Annotated in this window: 13 protein-coding genes and 1 CRISPR repeat array; of the genes, 10 read left to right on the top strand and 3 right to left on the bottom strand. The window is 62.8% G+C overall.

Annotation, left to right across the window (positions count from 1 at the left end; genetic code table 11):
- Positions 1–327: 327 nt before the first annotated feature.
- Positions 328–1,506 carry a hypothetical protein gene (locus GQ464_RS11255; RefSeq protein ID WP_166978314.1) on the bottom strand — a complete coding sequence of 393 codons (1,179 nt, stop codon included), beginning with the start codon at positions 1,504–1,506 and terminating at the stop codon, positions 328–330.
- Between the two features lie 770 nt (positions 1,507–2,276).
- Here GQ464_RS11255 and GQ464_RS11250 point away from each other — a divergent pair.
- The 8 genes from GQ464_RS11250 to cas1b all read left to right on the top strand — a co-directional run bounded on the left by GQ464_RS11250 (position 2,277) and on the right by cas1b (position 11,488).
- Entirely contained in the window at positions 2,277–3,320 is a 1,044-nt protein-coding gene (locus GQ464_RS11250; protein WP_166978316.1) for a helix-turn-helix transcriptional regulator, read from the top strand.
- A gap of 12 nt (positions 3,321–3,332) precedes the next feature.
- Complete coding sequence (cas6, locus tag GQ464_RS11245; RefSeq protein ID WP_166978318.1) at positions 3,333–4,055, top strand: CRISPR-associated endoribonuclease Cas6; 723 nt, start codon at positions 3,333–3,335, stop codon at positions 4,053–4,055.
- Between the two features lie 9 nt (positions 4,056–4,064).
- Positions 4,065–5,552, top strand: a complete 1,488-nt coding sequence (locus GQ464_RS11240; RefSeq protein WP_166978320.1) for a hypothetical protein — start codon at positions 4,065–4,067, stop codon at positions 5,550–5,552.
- Between the two features lie 18 nt (positions 5,553–5,570).
- Positions 5,571–6,638, top strand: a complete 1,068-nt coding sequence (gene cas7i, locus GQ464_RS11235) for a type I-B CRISPR-associated protein Cas7/Cst2/DevR (protein ID WP_166978322.1) — start codon at positions 5,571–5,573, stop codon at positions 6,636–6,638.
- Complete coding sequence (cas5, locus tag GQ464_RS11230; protein ID WP_166978324.1) at positions 6,635–7,345, top strand: CRISPR-associated protein Cas5; 711 nt, start codon at positions 6,635–6,637, stop codon at positions 7,343–7,345. The genes cas7i and cas5 overlap by 4 nt, the downstream gene beginning before the upstream one ends.
- Positions 7,346–7,350: 5 nt before the next feature.
- The gene (gene cas3, locus GQ464_RS11225) at positions 7,351–9,726 is read left to right on the top strand and encodes a CRISPR-associated helicase Cas3' (RefSeq protein ID WP_166978326.1); all 2,376 of its coding nucleotides are present in this window, start codon (positions 7,351–7,353) and stop codon (positions 9,724–9,726) included.
- A gap of 33 nt (positions 9,727–9,759) precedes the next feature.
- Positions 9,760–10,302 (top strand): CRISPR-associated protein Cas4, encoded by a 543-nt coding sequence (gene cas4 / locus GQ464_RS11220; RefSeq protein WP_166978328.1) that lies wholly within the window; start codon positions 9,760–9,762, stop codon positions 10,300–10,302.
- Between the two features lie 103 nt (positions 10,303–10,405).
- Positions 10,406–11,488, top strand: coding sequence for a type I-B CRISPR-associated endonuclease Cas1b (gene cas1b / locus GQ464_RS11215; protein WP_166978330.1), 1,083 nt, complete (start codon positions 10,406–10,408; stop codon positions 11,486–11,488).
- On the opposite strand, the gene cas2 is transcribed toward cas1b, so the two are convergent.
- Positions 11,489–11,755, bottom strand: coding sequence for a CRISPR-associated endonuclease Cas2 (gene cas2, locus GQ464_RS11210; protein WP_166978332.1), 267 nt, complete (start codon positions 11,753–11,755; stop codon positions 11,489–11,491). It lies immediately after the preceding gene.
- 260 nt (positions 11,756–12,015) lie between these two features.
- Positions 12,016–15,922: a CRISPR direct-repeat array (repeat unit 30 nt; unit sequence CTTTTAATCGCACCTTTTAGGTATTGAAAC).
- Positions 15,923–16,358: 436 nt separating this feature from the next.
- On the opposite strand from cas2, the gene proB reads away from it, so the two are divergent.
- The gene (proB, locus tag GQ464_RS11205; RefSeq protein ID WP_166978334.1) at positions 16,359–17,537 is read left to right on the top strand and encodes a glutamate 5-kinase; all 1,179 of its coding nucleotides are present in this window, start codon (positions 16,359–16,361) and stop codon (positions 17,535–17,537) included.
- Positions 17,534–18,808 carry a glutamate-5-semialdehyde dehydrogenase gene (locus tag GQ464_RS11200; RefSeq protein ID WP_166978336.1) on the top strand — a complete coding sequence of 425 codons (1,275 nt, stop codon included), beginning with the start codon at positions 17,534–17,536 and terminating at the stop codon, positions 18,806–18,808. The genes proB and GQ464_RS11200 overlap by 4 nt, the downstream gene beginning before the upstream one ends.
- An 8-nt stretch (positions 18,809–18,816) precedes the next feature.
- Here GQ464_RS11200 and GQ464_RS11195 read toward each other — a convergent pair whose 3' ends face one another.
- Entirely contained in the window at positions 18,817–19,881 is a 1,065-nt protein-coding gene (locus GQ464_RS11195) for an ABC transporter ATP-binding protein (protein WP_166978338.1), read from the bottom strand.
- Positions 19,882–19,897: the final 16 nt, after the last annotated feature.

Below are 19,897 nucleotides of genomic sequence, written 5' to 3'. Positions count from 1 at the left end.
ATTGAAAAATAAAAGCGCTTCATTCCCGCTCCCTCCGGCCCTCTTACACAAAAAGCGGTTGGGGCTGGCACAGGCAAATTGGACGCGCCCGGCCGCGTCACGCGGCCTTATGCTGGCGGTCGGAGCGACCGTATCAGCCTGTGGAGACGGTGTACAGGCGATCGTATATCGCCAACCTTTGCTGAACATCGGCAGGGCTACTGTCCTCGACGCGTACGCGTCGAGACGAAGCAGGAATCTCCCGGATTTATCCGGGGGAGGCTCAACTCAACCTCGTCCCGCAGCACATGGAGCGGCTCACCGCCCCCGGCACGCGGCCGTAGCGCGTCAGCGCACCCGCACGACGCGGCGGCTTGCCTGATAGCCCGGTCCCGTCGCCCGGATCGTATAGAGCCCCGGCGGCAGGGAGGCGGCGTCGAAGGTGAAGGAACGGGCCGTTCCCGCCGGCAGGGCACCGGCGAACAGCCGCCCCACGTGCCGGCCGAGCCCGTCGAAGACGTCGAGCGTCACGTATCCGGTTCGCGGCGGCGTCAGCGCGAAGCGGGTCGTCGTCCCGAAGGGATTGGGGTGGGGTGCCGACAGCGGGACCGGCGGCCCGGCTACGGACGCCTCCTCGCGGCCCGTAGCCCCCTCGTGCACGTCGAGGGCGAGGCGGGTCGGGAAAAGCAGGCCCAGGGAGATGACCGTCTCGACGGCGCTACCGCCGGCCAGGCCGGCGCGACGGATGGCGCCGGCGCTGCCGCCGTTGTCGGACCAGTAGAGCCGGCCGCGCGGGACATCGAGCGCCAGCCCCCACGGCGCGATGAAGGCCGTCTCCGGCACGAGGGTTTCCACGTTCGTGCCGTCGAGACGGGCCCGCCGGATGGTGCCCCGTCCTGCCGCCCCAAGGTCCGCCCAGTAGAGCCAGCCGTTCACCGCGTCCACCACCAGGGCCGTCGGGTTGAGCAGCCCCGCCGGCAGCACATCCTCCACCCCCGTACCGTCCAGGTTGGCCCGCTGGACCCGCACGTCGACGACAGCGTTTTCTTCGCGGGTGCGCACCCAGTAGAGCTGGCCGCGCACCGGATCGAGCGCGAGGGGACCGATCCGGTCGGGATGAAAGCGGAGAAAGATTTCGGCGCCGGTCCCGTCGAGCGCCGCGCGGTGAATCGCATCGCCGGCGGACCAGTAGAGCCGGCCGCCCGGCCCGTCCACCACGAGGTCGACGGCGTCGGAGAGGCCGCCGTGGATGAGGGTCTCGGGCTGTGTGCCGTCGAGACGGGCCCGGTGCAGGGTGTGTGTGGCGGGGTCGATCCAGTAGAGCCGGCCGGCCCGGGAATCCAGCGCGAAGGGGATGACCCCGCTGCGCCCGCCGGGAAAGACAACCACGGACTCCCGGTTCACCCCCTCCAGATCGGCCCGCTGAATCACATCCGTACCGGCATCGACCCAGTAGAGCCGGTCGGGCTGGCCGGTCACCGGTGCGGCCAGCAGCAGGCCGATCAGCAACCCTGTCACACCGCGCATACCTGCTCCGTTCGTTTCTGAACACACCAAAATAGCACCCCGGGGCCAGGTGGGTACACGGGGACGCCTTTTTCCACGCCCGGCACGCGCTCACAGCGGTGGTCGGTCAACCGGAGGGGCCAACGGCCCGATGTGATCTATCAATGGCAAACAGCATCGCCTGGTTTCTGCACGGCATCCACGCATCCGCCCGCTCCCACCGGCCCTGGCAGGGTCCCTCCTGAAAACAGCCCGTCATCCTGAACCACGCCCCTCGTGCATGAACCACCCGGGGCCAACCTGCCGCTCCCCCTGTATGTGATGGTGTGGTGGCCGCAAGTGGGATCGATAGCGGTCCGTCCCCGCCACGTAGCCGCGGGTTTGGCCACGTAGGCCGTGCTACACGGCCCTTACGGCCTTTGTGTCCCGTCAATCCGGCCTCCGGGCAGAGCGCGCCCACAAAGAGTTCGACCCGCGCTATATAGCAGAGGTCATGGTTATTGAGGGCATGGCTGCCCTTAGCGAATCGAACCCATCGCGTAGCCGCGGATCTGGACGCGTTGCGCGTCCCGTCAGCCCAAGCTCTCCTGCGGGCCAAGGGGCGCACCCGTGAAGGGTGCGGCTACATCGCGCTGCACAACGACACCTTCAATAGCATTGATCTCCGCTATACCACCAGTTCGTTTCATCATGCTTAGCTAAAAAATTTTTTCCCTACAGAGGTTATGAAGCTATACTGCACGGTGTCTATAATATTTTAGCGTCGTTCCTCTGCATGACCCACCGGATGCATGGCTGAACGAGCAACCGGAGGCCGTTCGCTTCGCGGGCCGCAGATTCTGCGGTTGCAGCGGCTGCTGGAGTGGCTGCGCAGCGGCCGTCCACTGACCACCACGCGGGCGGCCCGGCACTTCGAGGTGTCCCGGCGCACGATCGCCAGCGACATCGAGTACCTGTGTCGGCTGGGCGTGCCGGTGGCCTATGATCGCCGTCGCCAGACGTATTACCTGGAGGAGCCTTTCACCGAAAACCTGCCGCTGATTGCGCTGGATCGGGCCGAGCTGGCGGCGTTTCTGGTGGCCCGGCTGGCGCTGGAGGCCTTTGGCGATACGCCGGACGCCGCCCTGCTGGAGGCGGCCGTCGAGCGACTGGCGGCGCATCTGCCCGAGCCCATTCACGTCGATCCCGACACGCTCACGCGTACGCTGCGCTTCGAGATGGGACCGCGGCCGCGCACCCCGCTGCGCTATCTGGACGAATTGCGTCGGGCGGCGGCCGAGCAGCGCGTGGTGCACTTGCACTACTATGCCAACTACGCGGACGCGCTGACCGAGCGCGACGTGGAGCCCTATGCCCTCGTAGCGCACCAGAGCCGCTGGTACCTGGTGGCCTACTGTCGGCTGCGGCAGGCCATGCGCGACTTTCGTATCGACCGCATCCGGCATCTGGAGTTGCGCCAGGGGACCTTCGCGCGGCGGCCGGACTTCGACCTGGAGGCCTACCTGGGGCCGGCCTTCGGCATGCACCGGGACGAACGCACCTATGCCGTCCACCTGCGCTTTTCGCCCTATCAGGCCCGCTGGATCCGGGAGGAGCAGTGGCATCCGAGCCAGGTGCTCGTGGAGCGTCCGGACGGATCGCTGGACGTGCACCTGCAGGTGACCGGGCTCGCCGACGTGGCCCGCTGGGTGCTCAGCTACGGAGCCGAATGCGAGGTGATCGGCCCGCCCGTGCTGCGTCATCGCATCGCCAGCGAGGCCCGGCGCATGGCCGAACGCTACGGTGTCGGGGTGTACGATCAACCTTCACCCTTACGCGACGCGAAAACCCACTGAACGGAGGAGCCCATGCGTTTACGACTGCTGTTGACGCCGTCCTGTGAGCCGGTGCCGTTCACCTATCCCTACCGGCTGGCGGGCGTGTTGCACCGCTGGCTGGGACAGAACGACTGGCACGATAGCCTGAGTCTCTACAGCTTTGGCTGGCTGCAGGGGGGACGCATGGGGAGAGGCGGACTGCACTTCCCGAAGGGAGCGTTCTGGACGCTCAGTTTCTACGAGGGCGAGCCGGTGGAGCGGCTGGTGCGGGGAATTTTCCGGGACCCGACCGTGATCGCCGGGATGGCCGTGGCCAGCGTGCAGACGCTACCGGTGCCGTCGTTCGGCCAGCGGGCCGTGTTTCGCGTGGAGAGTCCGGTCGTGGCGCGGCGCGTGCGCGCCGACGGCGGGCGGGACTACCTGACCTGGGAGGACGAGGCGGCCGACGAGGTGCTCACGCGCGTGCTGCGTCGCAAGCTGGTGGCGGCCGGGCTGGGCCATCTGGCGCCGCAGGCCACCATGCGTTTCGATCGGCGCTACCGCGGGGCCAAGACCAAGCTTGTGCGCATCAAGGGGATCGACCACCGGGGCAGCCTGTGTCCGGTGATCGTCGAAGGACCGCCCGAGGCCGTGCAGTTTGCCTGGCTGGTGGGCGCGGGCGAGCTCACCGGCTGCGGCTTCGGTGCCCTGGGCGAGCCGCTGGATCGGATGGATCGACGGCAATCCCGGGTTTCCCGGCAAATGCAAGCCTGAAAGAGCGTCATGGCACACGAAACAACATCCGTAGGACTCCGCTGGACCGGTCACGCGCTGATCGACATGGGCGTGGCCGCCGTCGTGCTGGCGACCGGCAACGACCGACCCGAAGAGGTCACGCAGGATCAGTGGGTGCAATGGATGGACGAGCTGGAGCGGGACTATCTGGACAAACTTTTACAGAAGCCGTGCTCTATTCTGTTTACGCTGAATGCATTTGACAATCCTTCGTGGTCCAAAAAACCAGAAGAACGAGCGCAGAAAATCCGCAATACATTTGACAGTGCTAGAAAAGCCGATCCCTTGCTTCCTGAACCCTGCACATTCTTCCCGGAGAGGCCCGCCGTAGTTCGGGCCGCCCGGGATCTTTTCCCGATGCTGATGGGGCAGCAGCAGCTCAACTTCTATCCAAACGGTCGCTCCGAACTTCCGCTTTCGGCACTGGCGCTGGGATGTGTGCTGTCGCTTCCGCGCGTCGCTCCGATCGTCAGTGGACGCGCCATGATCGTGGGCGCCGACGATCCGGAGTTGCTGCTCGATCTGTGCGAATACTGGAAAGAAACGCTGGACCGAGAACTGGCGCTGCTGCGGGCGGGTGGTGCCTGGAAAGATCGTAAAGCGCCCCGTACGCGTCTGCTGGAAGCCCTGGAAGAAGTGTTCGGGCCAGCCGGAGCTCACCGTTTTGCTGCTACGGATCGTCTCTCCGGGGTCACCCTGTACCATCTTTCCAACAGCGGTAATGGCCCATCTGTGGACATCTACACAGTGCGTCCGCTGGTCAATCGCTTTCTGGCCCGGGCCGAAGCTGCAGCGCATCGCCCCCGATGGAAAGCGCTGGTGCAGGCGTTCTGGCGCCGTCCCAGAGATGGTGCCTATGAGCAGGCGATCCCGCAGGGCAGGAAAAAGCAGGGCGCGCCGCTTTCCGATGACGAACGCCTGCAGGCCCGCAACGACGTGTACGAGCTGTTGCCGGCGTTGCCGGACGAAGCCGCCGGTTTTATCCGGCGCATCTTTCTACGTTTTGCCCTGAACCGAACAGGGCAACGTCAGGACTTTCGCACGGAAGACACCGACATCTGGCCACTGGTTGAACTGTTTTTAACCGAACTGATGCCTGCGATGACACCGGAACGTATCGAAACCATCCGCCGACTGGCCGACGAGCTGGCCCACGAGATTCAGGCGAACAACGATCGCCGGCTGTACCGGCAACTGATGGGGCTGGTCTCCGGAACCGACGCCTATGGCGCTTTTCGGGCGCTTTTGATCCGGGCAATCCGGGAGCGGCTGCGCCGGACCAACCAGCTGTTGCTCACCTTCGACGACTACCTGCTTCTGTTCGAGGAAGGCGAGGGCTTTCCGCGGACCGACTGGCGTCTGGTGCGCGATCTGGTTCGCATTCGCGTGCTGGAGCAGTTGCATCAGGCCGGATTTTTCGCGGGAGCACCCGAGTTGCTGGAAGAGATCCCCGACGAAGAAACAGAAGAAGCGTAACCAAAACAGGTAAGTGCCATGGCATTCATTGCTGGGATCCAGGTGATTCACGCGCCGGCCTCGGCGCTGAACAACGCGGGTATGCAGCCCGGAAACACCACAGAAAACGCTGTGGTGGTCAAAGCGCTTCGCATTAACGGCCGGAGCTATCCGTACGTGTCGGCCCAGGCCTACCGCTACTGGCTGCGGCGTACGCTGGAACAACTGCAACCTGAGGGATGGACCGTCGCGCCCATCTTCCGGGAGAAAAAGGTGGCCTACACGGACGCGAATCCCATCGAGTATGCCGACGACGACGTGTTTGGCTACATGCGTGCGCCGGGCAAAAGTGTGGAAGCCGCGGACAGTCGGGCGGCCTTCGCAGACGCCACCGAGACGAAAGAGACGGTGACGCGCGTTTCGCCCTTCCGGGTAGGGACGCTGGTGGCCATAAGCGATGAGCTCGTGCAGGATTTCGGGACCATGAGCCGTCATGAGGGCGATCCGGTCCCGCACGAACACCAGTTCTATCGCACGTCGCTCAAGGGTATGTTTTCCATCGACCTCGGGCAAATCGGCGTGTTCACCTACGAAAACCGCACCGGCTTTTTGAATCTGGATGAGGTGCGGCGCCAGCTGGCCGAGACGCGAGGCCTGGCGCACGATGAGGCCAACCGGGCCTATCGGCTTCCGGACGAAGTGCGTCTGCAGCGTATTCGCGCATTGCTTTCGGCCATGCCGGTGGTGGACGGGGGCGCCAAGCATGCGTTGCACTACACGGATGTGAATCCGGTGGTGGTGATCATGGCCGTCGTGCGGGGCGGTAACAATCCGTTCTACTACACGATCGACGGAGATCGCCAGGGACTGGCGCGGCCCGTACTGGAGGCTTTTCAGGAAATCGGTGAGGTCTGGGGCGACCAGATTCTGTCGCCGCTGTACATCGGCTGGGTGGAAGGGTATGCGTCGGAGGGGCGTCAGGAGCTGGAACAGAACCTGGAGACGCTACAGCAGGCCTATCCCCATGGCGTGGTACTGGGACATCCCCGCCGGGTTTTTGCGCGGCTTGCTGAAGAACTGGAACGTCATCCGGAATGGCTGGCATGAACGAAGCTCGCCTGGAAGCGGTCAAAGTTGATCTGGCGGGTCCGGTCGCGTCGTTTCGCCATCCGCATTTTCTGATCGGCCGCCAGCCCACCTACCCCATGCCGCCGCCCTCTACGATCTACGGCCTGATCAGCGCGGCGCTGGGGCGTTTCCCGGATCCGGAGGCACTACAGTTTGCCTACCGGTTTGAGTGCGCGCGTCATCGGGTGGACGATGTGGAGACAATCTGGTTTGTTCAACCCAATACGGCCACGCGTGGCGAAGCCGCCCGGAAGAATCTGGAAGCGACAAGCAACATTCTTCCGCGTGAGTGGCTGGTGCATCCTCGACTTACGCTGTACGTGACCGGGGACGAACTGGAGGCACTTTACCGGGCATTTCGCAACCCCTGCTATATCCTGACGCTGGGCCGCTCTCAGGAGCTGGTCAGCGTACGACGGGTCGAACGAGTGAGGCTGCACGCCGCGCGTAGAGGATGGCTGGTGCCCGGACTGCTTCCGGTAAGCTTTCGGGAAAAGGCACCGCTGGCTCCTGCTTTCTATATGCCGCGCTTCATTACCCCGAGAAGCCGGCATCAGGTGGCGTGGGACTGGTTTCTGGCACTGGATGCACCGGTCCATCTGGAGTCGGACGCGCCGGAACCGTGCTGGACAGAAGCGCCAGGTTCAAACGAACCGCATTTGCTCTATTTCCACGCGTTCCGTTAAGCTGTATGGAAGCGGAAGACCTGCTGGCGAAAAGCGCAGCCCGGGGCGGGGAGTCGCTCCCGGCCCATACCCGGCAGGTGGTGGCGCGGTTGCGGCAGCTGCGCGAGCGCATGCCCGATCTGGAGGAGAAGCTGGAACTGCCCGGCCTCTGGGACGCGCTGTTTGCCGCCGCCTGGGTGCACGATTTCGGCAAGGCTGCCCGGGGATTCCAGGAAATGCTCCAGAGCGGAGAAAAATGGAACTACCGCCACGAGATGCTCTCGCTGGCGTTTCTGGACTGGCTCTTGCCGGCAGACGACCTGCGCTATCCGCTGGCGGTGGCCGCCGTGGCCGCCCACCATCGGGATTACCCGGTGCTGGCCCGCCAGTACATCGAAGTGGAAGATCCGGCCGACAGCGGCATCGATGAGCGCTGGCTGGAAATGGATCAAAAAAGGTTAGAGGCGCTGGCCCATTGGACTGCTGAGGAATGGCCCGGGATAGTCTCGGCAGAGCGCCTGAACGTGCAGGCGCCCTCGCTTCACGTGCTGCTCAATGACGTGCCGGTGTTGCTGAGCAATGGGCCGGATCGTATTCGGAAGGCGCTTGCCTGTTATCGCCAGTACTTTCGGAGCCAGCGTCGGCCTGCACGCAGGGAGCGCCGGTACGCATGGCAGCGTCGGCGGCAGGCGCTGTTTGTACGCGGCCTCATGCTGCAGGCCGATCGCCTCGCCAGTGCGCAGGCTCCCCCGTTGAAGGCGCCTGATCTGGACGGCGTTGCGAAGGCGTTGCCGTCCAGCCGATCCGGCTGGTACACGCATCAACAAACGGCCGCCGAGCATGTGGGCTCGCTGCTGCTGGCCGCGCCTACCGGAAGCGGAAAAACGGAAGCGGCATTGCTCTGGGCGCGCCGTCAGCTTCAGGAAGGCCGCCGGGGCGCTGTATGCTATCTGCTTCCATACCAGGCCAGCCTGAATGCGATGTATCAGCGTTTCGTCGATAAATATGGCCTGAACAGGGATGATGTGGCGCTGCTGCATAGCCGGGCCGTCCAGGCGGTTTACCGGGAGCTGATTCGCGACGAGGTTACCGAGCAGGTGGTGGCCTATCAGCAGGCGCAGCGATTCAAGGCGCTGGGGCGCTTGCATCAGCAGCCCGTCTTGCTGGCCACACCATATCAGTTACTGCGGGCGGCTTTCCGATTGCCAGGCTACGAAGGGCAGTGGGCCATGCTCCAGGGAGCCCATCTGATCGTCGATGAAATTCACGGCTACGAACCCTTTCGGCTCGGGCTGCTACTGGGACTGTTTTCTATGTTGCAACAGCATTTTGACGTGCGCCTGGCCGTAATGACGGCTACCATGCCTTCCTGGCTGCGCGACTTGCTGGAGCGGGAACTGAAGGTTGTCTGGCAGTCGGCCGACAGTCAGCTGTACAAGCAATTCTGTCGCCATCGCCTTTTTCTGAAAAAAGGAAAGCTGGCGGATGGGCACGTTCTGGACGAGATCGTTCGGCGTGTGCAGCAGGGTGAGGCCGTGCTGGTCGTAACCAACCTGGTAGCCGCTGCGCAGCAGCTCGCCGAAGCGCTGGCTGTACGGTTGAACAGCCCGTGGCCGCAAAGTTGTGATCCCGAGCACGATCCGGTGCTGCTGGTGCACAGCCGATTTACGGCCGAAGATCGGCTGCAGCGAGAGGCCGTCTTGCAGGCGCGGGTCGATCGACAGCCACGTCAGGGCGGCTTCGTGGTGGTGGCCACACAGGTCGTGGAGGTGAGCCTGGATGTCGATTTCGATACGATCTACACCGATCCGGCCCCTCTGGAAGCGCTGGTGCAGCGTTTCGGGCGGGTAAACCGCCGGCGACATTTCAAAGAGCGTCCCGTTTTTGTGATGACAGAAGCCATGGACTGGACCTGGCCGTATCGCCAGGAAGCGCTGATGCGTCGCACGGTGGCGCACCTCGAACGGTTTGATGGACAGATGATCGATGAGGCAACGATTGGCGCATGGCTGGATGCGGTGTACGAGCTCGAAGTACCGTCGCTTCAACAGGAGGTGGCGCGTGGCCGTTCTTCCTACGAAGCGGTAGCCGGTCCGGAACACCTGGTGGCTTTTGAGTCGGATCCGAACCTGGAGGATCAGTTCGATGCGCTGTTTGATGGCTACGAAGTGCTTCCGCTGCAGCTCCAGGAGGCGTTCTTGCGACGAGCCGAACGCGGGGAGTATGTCGAAGCCTACGGGCTGCTCGTGCCGATTTCGCAGGGACGCTTTCATGCCCTGCGTCAGCAGAATGCAGTGACGCGGTTGCAGGAGTACCGGGTGTGGGTGGCCGACTGCAAGTACGATCCCTGTCTGGGGCTACAGCCAGACATCAGAAATGATACCGCATCGTTTATGCTGTGAATCTGAACAGACGCTGGGCGCAAGGAAGGGACCATGCCTGAGCTTTCCATCACCGGCACGCTGGTGAACTACTTTGTGCTCTGTCGGCGCAAGGCGTGGCTGGCCGTGCATGGGCTCTGGATGGAGCAGGAGTCGGAGGCCGTGGCGCTGGGACGCCTGCTGGACGAGACCACCTATGCCGACGAGCTGCAGCACGTGAATGTGGAAGTGGAAGGCCACGAAGGGCTCCGGCTGGCCGGACGCATCGACTGGGCCGAGCTGCGCGACGGCGTACTCCATGAGACGAAACGGAGTCCCTCCGGCCTCGAAGCGCACCGCTGGCAACTCCGCTTCTACCTGTGGTTGCTCAAGCTCCGGGGTGTGACGCGGCCCGACGGTCGTCCCTTCGAAGGCCAGCTCAACTTTCCCCGCCAGCGCCGCACCGAAGCCGTCACGCTCACCGCAGACGAAGAAGCCCGGTTGCGCACGCTCGTGCAGGAGCTGCATCAGACGGCTGCCCTACCCACCCCACCACCTCGCCTCGAAAACCGCCGCTTCTGCAAAAAATGTGCGTATGAGGAATTGTGCTTCGGGTGATCGAAGGCGTGCGCCGCTACTGCGCAGCCGACGTCGCGGCAACGCTGACCTGCTTTGCCCGGCTGCTTTCGCTGCTTCCCCGCGAATGTCAGCCCCCTGAACGATGAAGCGTCCCTACTACATTTTCTCCAGCGGGCGCCTGCGCCGGCGACAGAACACGCTCTTCTTCGAAAAAGCCGCCGGCGAGCGCATCCCGGACGACCAGGACGAGACGGGCGAGCCATCGGGCACGCCCAGCGGCGAACGCATCCCCTTTCCGGTCGAGCAGATTGAAAGCCTGTATTTCTTCGGCGAGGTCGATCTGAACTCAAAACTGCTCACGTTTCTGGCACGCCACGACATTCCGGCGCACTTCTACGACTACTACGGCAACTACACGGGCACCTACATCCCGCGCGACCACCTGCACAGCGGGCGGCTGCGTATCGAACAGGTCCTGCACTATGTGCGAACGAAGCGGCGGCTTTATCTGGCGCGGGCCATCGTGGAGGCGGCCACCTACAACCTGCTGCGCGTGCTGCGGTACTATGTCAATCGTCTGGAAGGGACGCGCCGGGAGACCGTCTCCGCCGCCATCGCCACCATCGAGCAGGAGCGCGCCCAGCTCAGGTCCGCCGAGAAAATTTCCGAACTGATGGGGATCGAAGGACGCAGCCGAGACGCCTACTACGGCGTCTGGCCGGCGATTCTGTCCGACGGACCCGGCGAAGCCTTTGTCTTCGAAAAGCGCGAGCGGCGGCCGCCCTCCAACGAGATCAACGCACTGATCAGCTTCGGCAACAGCCTCTGCTACACGACCACCCTTCGCCAGATTCACCGCACGGCGCTGGATCCGACCATCTCCTATCTGCACGAGCCGGGCGCGCGGCGCTTTTCGCTGGCGCTGGACCTGTCCGAGATCTTCAAGCCTATCCTGGTCGATCGCGCCATCTTTCGGCTGGTCAAAACCGGTGAGGTGACTCCCCGGCACTTTGAAGAGCGACTGGGCGGGGTGTATCTGAAAGAAGCGGGACGGCGGATTTTCGTCCGGTACTGGGATGAACGATTGCGCCAGACGGTTCATCACCGCCGTCTGGAGCGACACGTCAGCTATGAGCGCCTGATCCGGCTGGAATGCTACAAGCTGATCCGGCACCTGCTGGACCCGAAGAACGAGCCCTATCAGGGTCTGCACATGTGGTGGTGATCAGAGGAACCGGTCGCGGTGGCCCTGTTCGGTGCCCAGCACCAGGCGGCGGCTGTAGCGCACGTCGCGCAGCTCATAGAAAATGACCACGTCTTCTTCGGGATTCATGAGCCGCCTGACTTCATGCTGCAAGCGACGGAACTGGGCTTCGGTCAACTCGCCTTCGAAGACAGAGCGCTGCACCCAGGTCAGATAGCGCCGGAAAAGCTTGAGCATCTTGGCGACACGTCGTACGTTAATGTCGTAGACGGCAATGTAATATGGCATTCAGTATTCTGTTTTTATTAAAGATACACTAAAAACAGGGTCGTCGTCCACCGGGCCACGGCTTGAGGATTAATGCCTCAAGGAAGGAATCTCGGGCATGCCCCTCAATCCAAGTGTTTTACAAACAAATACTTGGAAAGAGTCGTCGGAGTCCCGGGATTTTCGGATAACCGGAGGCCGACGACGACAGATACCTTGACATTGTACCAAAAGCCGCCTATTTTCATCAAGAGGCGTGTTTTTGCTCTTTGAACCGCGGACTTTTAATCGCACCTTTTAGGTATTGAAACCGATGACGCGGACGAGGTCGTCGGCCTCGTCGTCGCCACTTTTAATCGCACCTTTTAGGTATTGAAACTTTCCAGGGTTTCGCTCTTGTGCCGGACGACCATGCGACTTTTAATCGCACCTTTTAGGTATTGAAACGGTGATGATCTCATGCTCCTCGTCCCACAGCTCGAGCTTTTAATCGCACCTTTTAGGTATTGAAACCGGGGCAGGCCCTCGCCGTCATCGACGCCCTCGTCGACTTTTAATCGCACCTTTTAGGTATTGAAACGGGAACCCAGCTCTTGAAAAACGTGGGCCGCCCGTCTTTTAATCGCACCTTTTAGGTATTGAAACGCCTGCGTGTCGATGTCCCCCACGGGCCGGTCCTGACCCCTTTTAATCGCACCTTTTAGGTATTGAAACTGTGCGTGACGCGGCGGATGTAGTCCGCGATGCCGCCTTTTAATCGCACCTTTTAGGTATTGAAACCGGGATCGCCGGTACGCCTCTCCGGCCTGTGGCTCCTCTTTTAATCGCACCTTTTAGGTATTGAAACGATGTTGGCGATGCGGGCGTGCAGCCGGGCGATGCGCTTTTAATCGCACCTTTTAGGTATTGAAACGCGGGCCCGCGAGGATGCCGAGGCCATCGCGGAGACCGCTTTTAATCGCACCTTTTAGGTATTGAAACGCGTGAATGGCTGGGCCAGGGAGATCGTGCCCTCGGCTTTTAATCGCACCTTTTAGGTATTGAAACGAAAAACTCGGGAGTGATGCTGACGCGGGGCAGGAGCTTTTAATCGCACCTTTTAGGTATTGAAACCCGTCTCGTGGGGCAGCATGTGGTCCGTGACGGGGCTTTTAATCGCACCTTTTAGGTATTGAAACTACCCTCCGGTGGATCGCCTCAGGCGGTCGTCGAGGCTTTTAATCGCACCTTTTAGGTATTGAAACACGGCTGGCTGACGTCACATTCGTTCGTACCAAACTGAGACTTTTAATCGCACCTTTTAGGTATTGAAACGACGCCGCCCTGCTCGGGCGGGGCCTCGCCGCCGGCTTTTAATCGCACCTTTTAGGTATTGAAACTCTCGAAGTACACCATCTACCGCGTCGCCAACGACGCTTTTAATCGCACCTTTTAGGTATTGAAACGGGCGGCGCAGCCAGGATGCGCAGGCCGCCACGAACCTTTTAATCGCACCTTTTAGGTATTGAAACGTTACATGGTGCGCGTCGAGGAGGGGCGCAGGCGACTTTTAATCGCACCTTTTAGGTATTGAAACATAGCGACGAGCGGGCTGGCAGGGTCGGTGTTGCGGCTTTTAATCGCACCTTTTAGGTATTGAAACGTTCAACCTGGGCAGCCCCCTGCGCCACGGGACGCCCTTTTAATCGCACCTTTTAGGTATTGAAACGAGGAGGCGGGCGTCGCGGTAGGCGCACGCCGTGGGCTTTTAATCGCACCTTTTAGGTATTGAAACGAGGCCACCGTCTTCACGACGCCGCCCGCGTCGATGTAGGTGGCTTTTAATCGCACCTTTTAGGTATTGAAACACGATCTCGCCCAGGGAGCCCGGCTCGAACCGGTCCCAGCTTTTAATCGCACCTTTTAGGTATTGAAACTAGGCCGCATCTCGGACGCTACGGGTACGGCGCACGTCTTTTAATCGCACCTTTTAGGTATTGAAACGGACGCAGACAGGGACGATGAGCTGTGCCGAGGTGCTGCTTTTAATCGCACCTTTTAGGTATTGAAACACGACACGGGGGCGTACGGGCAGGATGCGCGGGACGCCTTTTAATCGCACCTTTTAGGTATTGAAACAGGGCGTAGACAACCTGCTCGACGAGGCCGGCAGTAGCTTTTAATCGCACCTTTTAGGTATTGAAACGCTTCCTCGGCCTCCTCCTCGGTCATACCCGTCTCACACTTTTAATCGCACCTTTTAGGTATTGAAACGCTTCCTCGGCCTCCTCCTCGGTCATACCCGTCTCACACTTTTAATCGCACCTTTTAGGTATTGAAACCCAGCGTGGCGTCATCGCGCTGCATGGCCTCTTGCAGCTTTTAATCGCACCTTTTAGGTATTGAAACCTGGTCTACGCGAGCACGGATTTTGACGTGTACATCGGCTTTTAATCGCACCTTTTAGGTATTGAAACAGAACAGTCCCGAGTCCTCCAGGGCGGCCGCCAGCACTTTTAATCGCACCTTTTAGGTATTGAAACTCCTCGGCACGCCCTAGCCCGGCACGCAGCCAGGCCGCTTTTAATCGCACCTTTTAGGTATTGAAACTGGCGTACCAGATCCGCACCAACGCGGACGCCGGGGCTTTTAATCGCACCTTTTAGGTATTGAAACACTCCTGGTTGAAAATGTCGTTGGCGCGGCGCGCCAGCTTTTAATCGCACCTTTTAGGTATTGAAACGGCAGCAGTTCGACGAGGCGCTGGGACACGTTATCCGCTTTTAATCGCACCTTTTAGGTATTGAAACGCATGTTGCGGGGTAGCGCCACCACCCTCTGCTCAACTTTTAATCGCACCTTTTAGGTATTGAAACGTGTGGCGCGCACCTGCCTGTTCTGGTATCTGGCAACTTTTAATCGCACCTTTTAGGTATTGAAACCCTGGGACAAGGTGGTGAGCACGGCAGAATCTGGAGACTTTTAATCGCACCTTTTAGGTATTGAAACTCTCGTAGCGGGCGGCGGCGCGGTAGTCCTGGACGGCTTTTAATCGCACCTTTTAGGTATTGAAACAGGGAGGAAGAGATCGTTGCCGGGTTCATAGAGCTTCCTTTTAATCGCACCTTTTAGGTATTGAAACTCGAATACATGAGCCTCGGCGCCCGCGACGGCCTCCTTTTAATCGCACCTTTTAGGTATTGAAACTGTTTGATACGGCGAATCGGTGATGGCGTCGAGTGGGATGCTTTTAATCGCACCTTTTAGGTATTGAAACGATAAAAAAAAGGGGGGGGAGCAAAGTCGGGGGGCGGACTTTTAATCGCACCTTTTAGGTATTGAAACCACGTCGGCCTTTTCTGCGATCAGACGGGCCCGCTTGACTTTTAATCGCACCTTTTAGGTATTGAAACCGTGTACGACGGCACGCACGCCGACCCCGAGCACACTTTTAATCGCACCTTTTAGGTATTGAAACGATGACGTGCCTCCAGATGGCGCAGGAGGCCAAGGAGGGCCTTTTAATCGCACCTTTTAGGTATTGAAACCTTCTATTGCTGAAGACAGGTTGGTTCCTCCGAGTCCCTTTTAATCGCACCTTTTAGGTATTGAAACGGTGAGGATGACGCTGGTGATGGTGCCGCTGTAGCCCTTTTAATCGCACCTTTTAGGTATTGAAACATGAACCGCATGGGGTTCGGCCAGGGTCAGCAGGATCTTTTAATCGCACCTTTTAGGTATTGAAACGGTGAGGATGACGCTGGTGATGGTGCCGCTGTAGCCCTTTTAATCGCACCTTTTAGGTATTGAAACAGAGGGGGTTGGCGAGGGTGACCTGCTGGATGGGCCTTTTAATCGCACCTTTTAGGTATTGAAACCTGCGTGTGCCCTGCCAGCAGGGCCGCCTCACGCAGCTTTTAATCGCACCTTTTAGGTATTGAAACTCAAGCGGAGCCCGTACAAGAACATGAGCACGCGGGCCTTTTAATCGCACCTTTTAGGTATTGAAACCAGAGGCGGTGGTGGAAGCGGCAAAACCCAAGAGCAGCTTTTAATCGCACCTTTTAGGTATTGAAACGGTGCTGCCTCGACCATGAACTTCTTACCCGAGATCTTTTAATCGCACCTTTTAGGTATTGAAACGAATCGTTGAATTCAACGAGCCACCGTTGAATTCAGCTTTTAATCGCACCTTTTAGGTATTGAAACAGGGTATAGCAGGGGTCATAGACCTTGAAGGCGTCGTTGCCAAGAGTGATGTAGCCGCACCCTTCACGGGTGCGCCCCTGTCCGCCGGCGCGCCCGGGCTGACGGGACGCGCAACGCGTCCAGATCCGCGGCTACACGTGCGCCGTTCGCTAAGAGCAGCCATGCCCTCATTAACAATGACCTCTGCTATACCTGACCTCCGTCACTCCTCCATCCTGCAGGTCTGTCACCACGGCGGGCCCGGCGCCCGCCCCCGGCTCATATCGGGCATTCGGATGACGTACCGCCCGGTGCAAGCCCTGAACCACGCCCCTGTCACTTTTTCGTGAGAAAATCCGGCCGAAGCGCTTCCGGTGCAGCCGCCGGCTTGGCAAAGGTGGGGACGCCACGTATACTGTTTCTCCTGCCTTTTACACAAGCCACGTCGGTCGAACGGATGCGTGTGTCCTCAGACGCCATAGCGGTGCCGGCCTGGCGGCGGGCCGTCGTCAAGGTGGGAAGCACGCTCGTGGCCCCGGAGGGGCGGTGCAGCACCCGCTACCTCCTGCCGCTGGCCCGCTTCATCGCCGAGAGCCGCCGGCAGGGCCGCGAGCTCATCCTCGTCTCGTCGGGCGCCGTGGCCGCCGGGCGCGGGGCGCTGGCCGACCGGGCGCGCCGGCCGCGTTCCATCCCTGAAAAACAGGCGCTGGCGGCCGTCGGGCAGCCCCTGCTCATGGCCCTCTGGCAGCGCCTCTTCGACGTGCCCTGCGCCCAGCTCCTGCTCACCTACGACGACTTCGCCGACCGCCGCCGTTTCGTCAACGCCCGCAACACGCTGGCCGAGCTGCTGCGACGCGGCACCCTCCCCATCGTCAACGAGAACGACACGGTGGCCGTCGAGGAGCTCAAGGTGGGGGATAACGACAACCTGGCCGCCCACGTGGCCGTACTCGCCGGGGCCGACCTGCTCATCATCTGCAGCGACGTCGACGGGCTCTTCGAGGCCGACCCCCGCACGCATCCGGCGGCCCGTCTCATCCCGGAGGTCGCCCGCATCGACGACGCCGTCCTGGCGCGGGCCGGCGGGGCGGGCGGGCCGATGGCCACCGGCGGCATGCGCACCAAGGTCGAGGCCGCCGCCAAGGCCACCGCCCGCGGCATCGACACCCTCATCGTCAACGGCACCGTGGGTGCCCACTTCGACGGGCTGCTCGCCGGCACCGTCCGCGGCACCCTCTTTCGCCGGCAGCAGACGCCCCTGGCCGCCCGCAAGCACTGGCTGATGCACACGCTCCCCGAGGCCGGCCGCCTGGTGGTGGACGACGGCGCGGCCGAGGCCCTCCGCACACGCGGCGCCTCGCTGCTGCCCTCCGGCATCGTCGACGTCGAGGGGCGCTTCGAGGCCGGCGACGCCGTGCTGGTCGTCTGCCGCCGCAACGGCACCGACGAGCCCGTCGCCAAGGGCCTGAGCCAGTACGGCGACCATGAGCTGCGCCGCATCCGGGGCTGCCAGAGCGCCGAGATCGAAACGCGCCTCGGCTACGTCACGCGCGAGGTCATCATCCACCGGGACGACCTCGTCCTCCTCGACCCCGTACCGAACCGGCCGGACACGCCAGAACCCCACGAACCATGACCGAAACGACCGTCACGACCGACCTCGAAACCCTCGTGCGGGCCTGCCGCGACGCCGCCCGGCAGGTGGCCAACCTGTCCACCGCCGCCAAGGATCGCGCCCTGCACGCGATGGCGGACGAACTCCTCGCCGCCGAAGTCGAGATCCTGGCCGCCAACGCCCGCGACGTGGACGCCGCCCGCGCGCGCGGCCTCTCCGACGCGATGATCGACCGCCTCACGCTCACACCGGAGCGCCTGGCGGGGATGGCCCGGGCCCTCCGCGAGGTCGCCTCGTTCAACGACCCCGTCGGCGAGATCACGGCGATGTGGCGGCGGCCCAACGGCATCGAGGTGGGCTACATGCGCATCCCCCTGGGCGTCATCGCCATGATCTACGAGGCCCGCCCGAACGTCACGTCCGACGCCGCCGGGCTGTGCCTGAAGGCGGGCAACGCGGTGGTGCTGCGCGGCGGCTCCGAGGCGTTTCACTCGAACCAGGCCGTGGCCGCGGCGCTCCACCGGGGCCTGGCGCGCGAGGGGATCCCCACGGCCGCCATCACGCTGCTGCCCACCACCGACCGCGCCGCCATCGCCGAGCTGCTCACGATGAACCGGTACATCGACCTGGTCATCCCGCGCGGCGGGGAAGGGCTCATCCGCTACGTGGACGAGCACAGCCGCATCCCCGTCATCAAGCACTACAAGGGCGTCTGCCACCTGTACGTGGACGACGCCGCCGACCTCGACGTGGCCCTGCGCCTGCTCATCGACGGCAAGACGTCGCGCCCCGGTGTGTGCAATGCGCTGGAGACGCTGCTGGTGCACGAGGCCGTCGCCGGGGCGTTCCTGCCCCGGGCCGCCGATGCGCTCCGCGCGCGGGGCGTCGAACTGCGGGGCTGCCCCCGGACGCAGGCGCTCCTGCCCGGCGTGACACCCGCCACCGAGGACGACTACCACGCCGAGTACCTGGCCCTCATCCTGGCCGTGCGCGTGGTGCCCGACTTCGAGGCGGCGCTCGACCACATCGCCCGCTACGGCTCGAACCACACCGAGGTCATCGCCACCACCCACCTGGGCCGCGCCCGCCGCTTCCTCCGCGAGGTGGACGCCTCCGTCGTCCTCGTCAACGCCTCCTCCCGCTTCTCCGACGGCGGCGAGCTCGGCCTCGGCGCCGAGATCGGCATCTCCACGACCAAGCTCCACGCCTACGGCCCGATGGGCCTCGAAGCCCTCACCACGCGCAAGTTCGTCGTCATGGGCGAGGGCCAGACGCGCCACCCGGTGACCTGACGCGCGCCTCAGCCGGCCGGAGCCGGCACCGCCCCCTGCCCTTCGAGCACGACGGCGGCTTCGAGCGGGCGCACGCGCACGGCGTCGCCGGGGCGGAACGCCATGCGGTTGTGGGTGTGGACGAGATACTCGGCGCCGTCGAGGCGGACGCGGAAGGTGATGTCGTGCCCCTTGAACTCGCGGGCGACGACCTCGCCGGCGGGCAGGCCGGGCTCGGGCACGTCGAGCGTCAGGTGCTCGGGCCGGAGTGCGACGAGCACGTGGCCGTGGGCGGGCCGGGAGAGTGCCACGCGCCCCAGCGGCGTCCGGGCTTCGGTGCCGTGTGCCTCGGCCAGCAGCAGGTTCGTCCGCCCCAGGAACTGCGCCACGAACAGGGTGCGGGGTTCGTAATAGACCTGCTCGGGGGTGCCGACCTGCTCGATCCGCCCCTGCCGCATGACGGCCACGCGGTCGGCGAACGAGAGGGCCTCCTCCTGGTCGTGCGTCACGAGCACGGCCGTCATGCCCGCCCGTTTGAGCACGGCGCGGATCTCCTCGCGGGTGGTCTGGCGGAGGAGTGCGTCGAGGTTCGAGAAGGGCTCGTCGAGGAGAAGCAGGCGGGGGGCGGGGGCCAGCGAGCGGGCGATGGCGACGCGCTGCTGCTGCCCGCCGGAGAGGGTGTGGGGACGGCGGTCCTCATACCCGGCCAGGCCCACCAGGCGGAGCGCCTCGCGGGCGCGCTCCGTACGTTCGGCCCGGGGGAGCGCCTGCAGGCCGAAGCGCACGTTCTCGAGGACGGTCAGATGCGGGAAGAGGGCGTAGTCCTGAAAGACGATACCGAGGCCGCGCCGCTCGGGCGGAACGAGCCGCCGGGGCCCCTCCGAGAACAGGCGTCCCGCCACCGTGATCGTGCCGGCGTCGGCCCGCTCGAAGCCGGCGACGAGCCGGAGCGTCGTCGTCTTGCCGCACCCACTCGGTCCCAGCAGCGCCACGATCTCCCCCTCGGCCACGTCCAGGTCCACGGCGTCGACCGCCGGCGGGGCTGCCGGGTCGAACCGCTTCGTCAGAGCACGAATGGACAGGACCGGGGACATGAGATAGAAGAGTAAG

It is taken from the genome of Rhodocaloribacter litoris (genome assembly GCF_011682235.2).
Lineage (GTDB): Bacteria > Bacteroidota > Rhodothermia > Rhodothermales > ISCAR-4553 > Rhodocaloribacter > Rhodocaloribacter litoris.
Note: the sequence above shows the minus strand (reverse complement) of the source record. Positions and strands in the feature narration are given on the sequence as shown.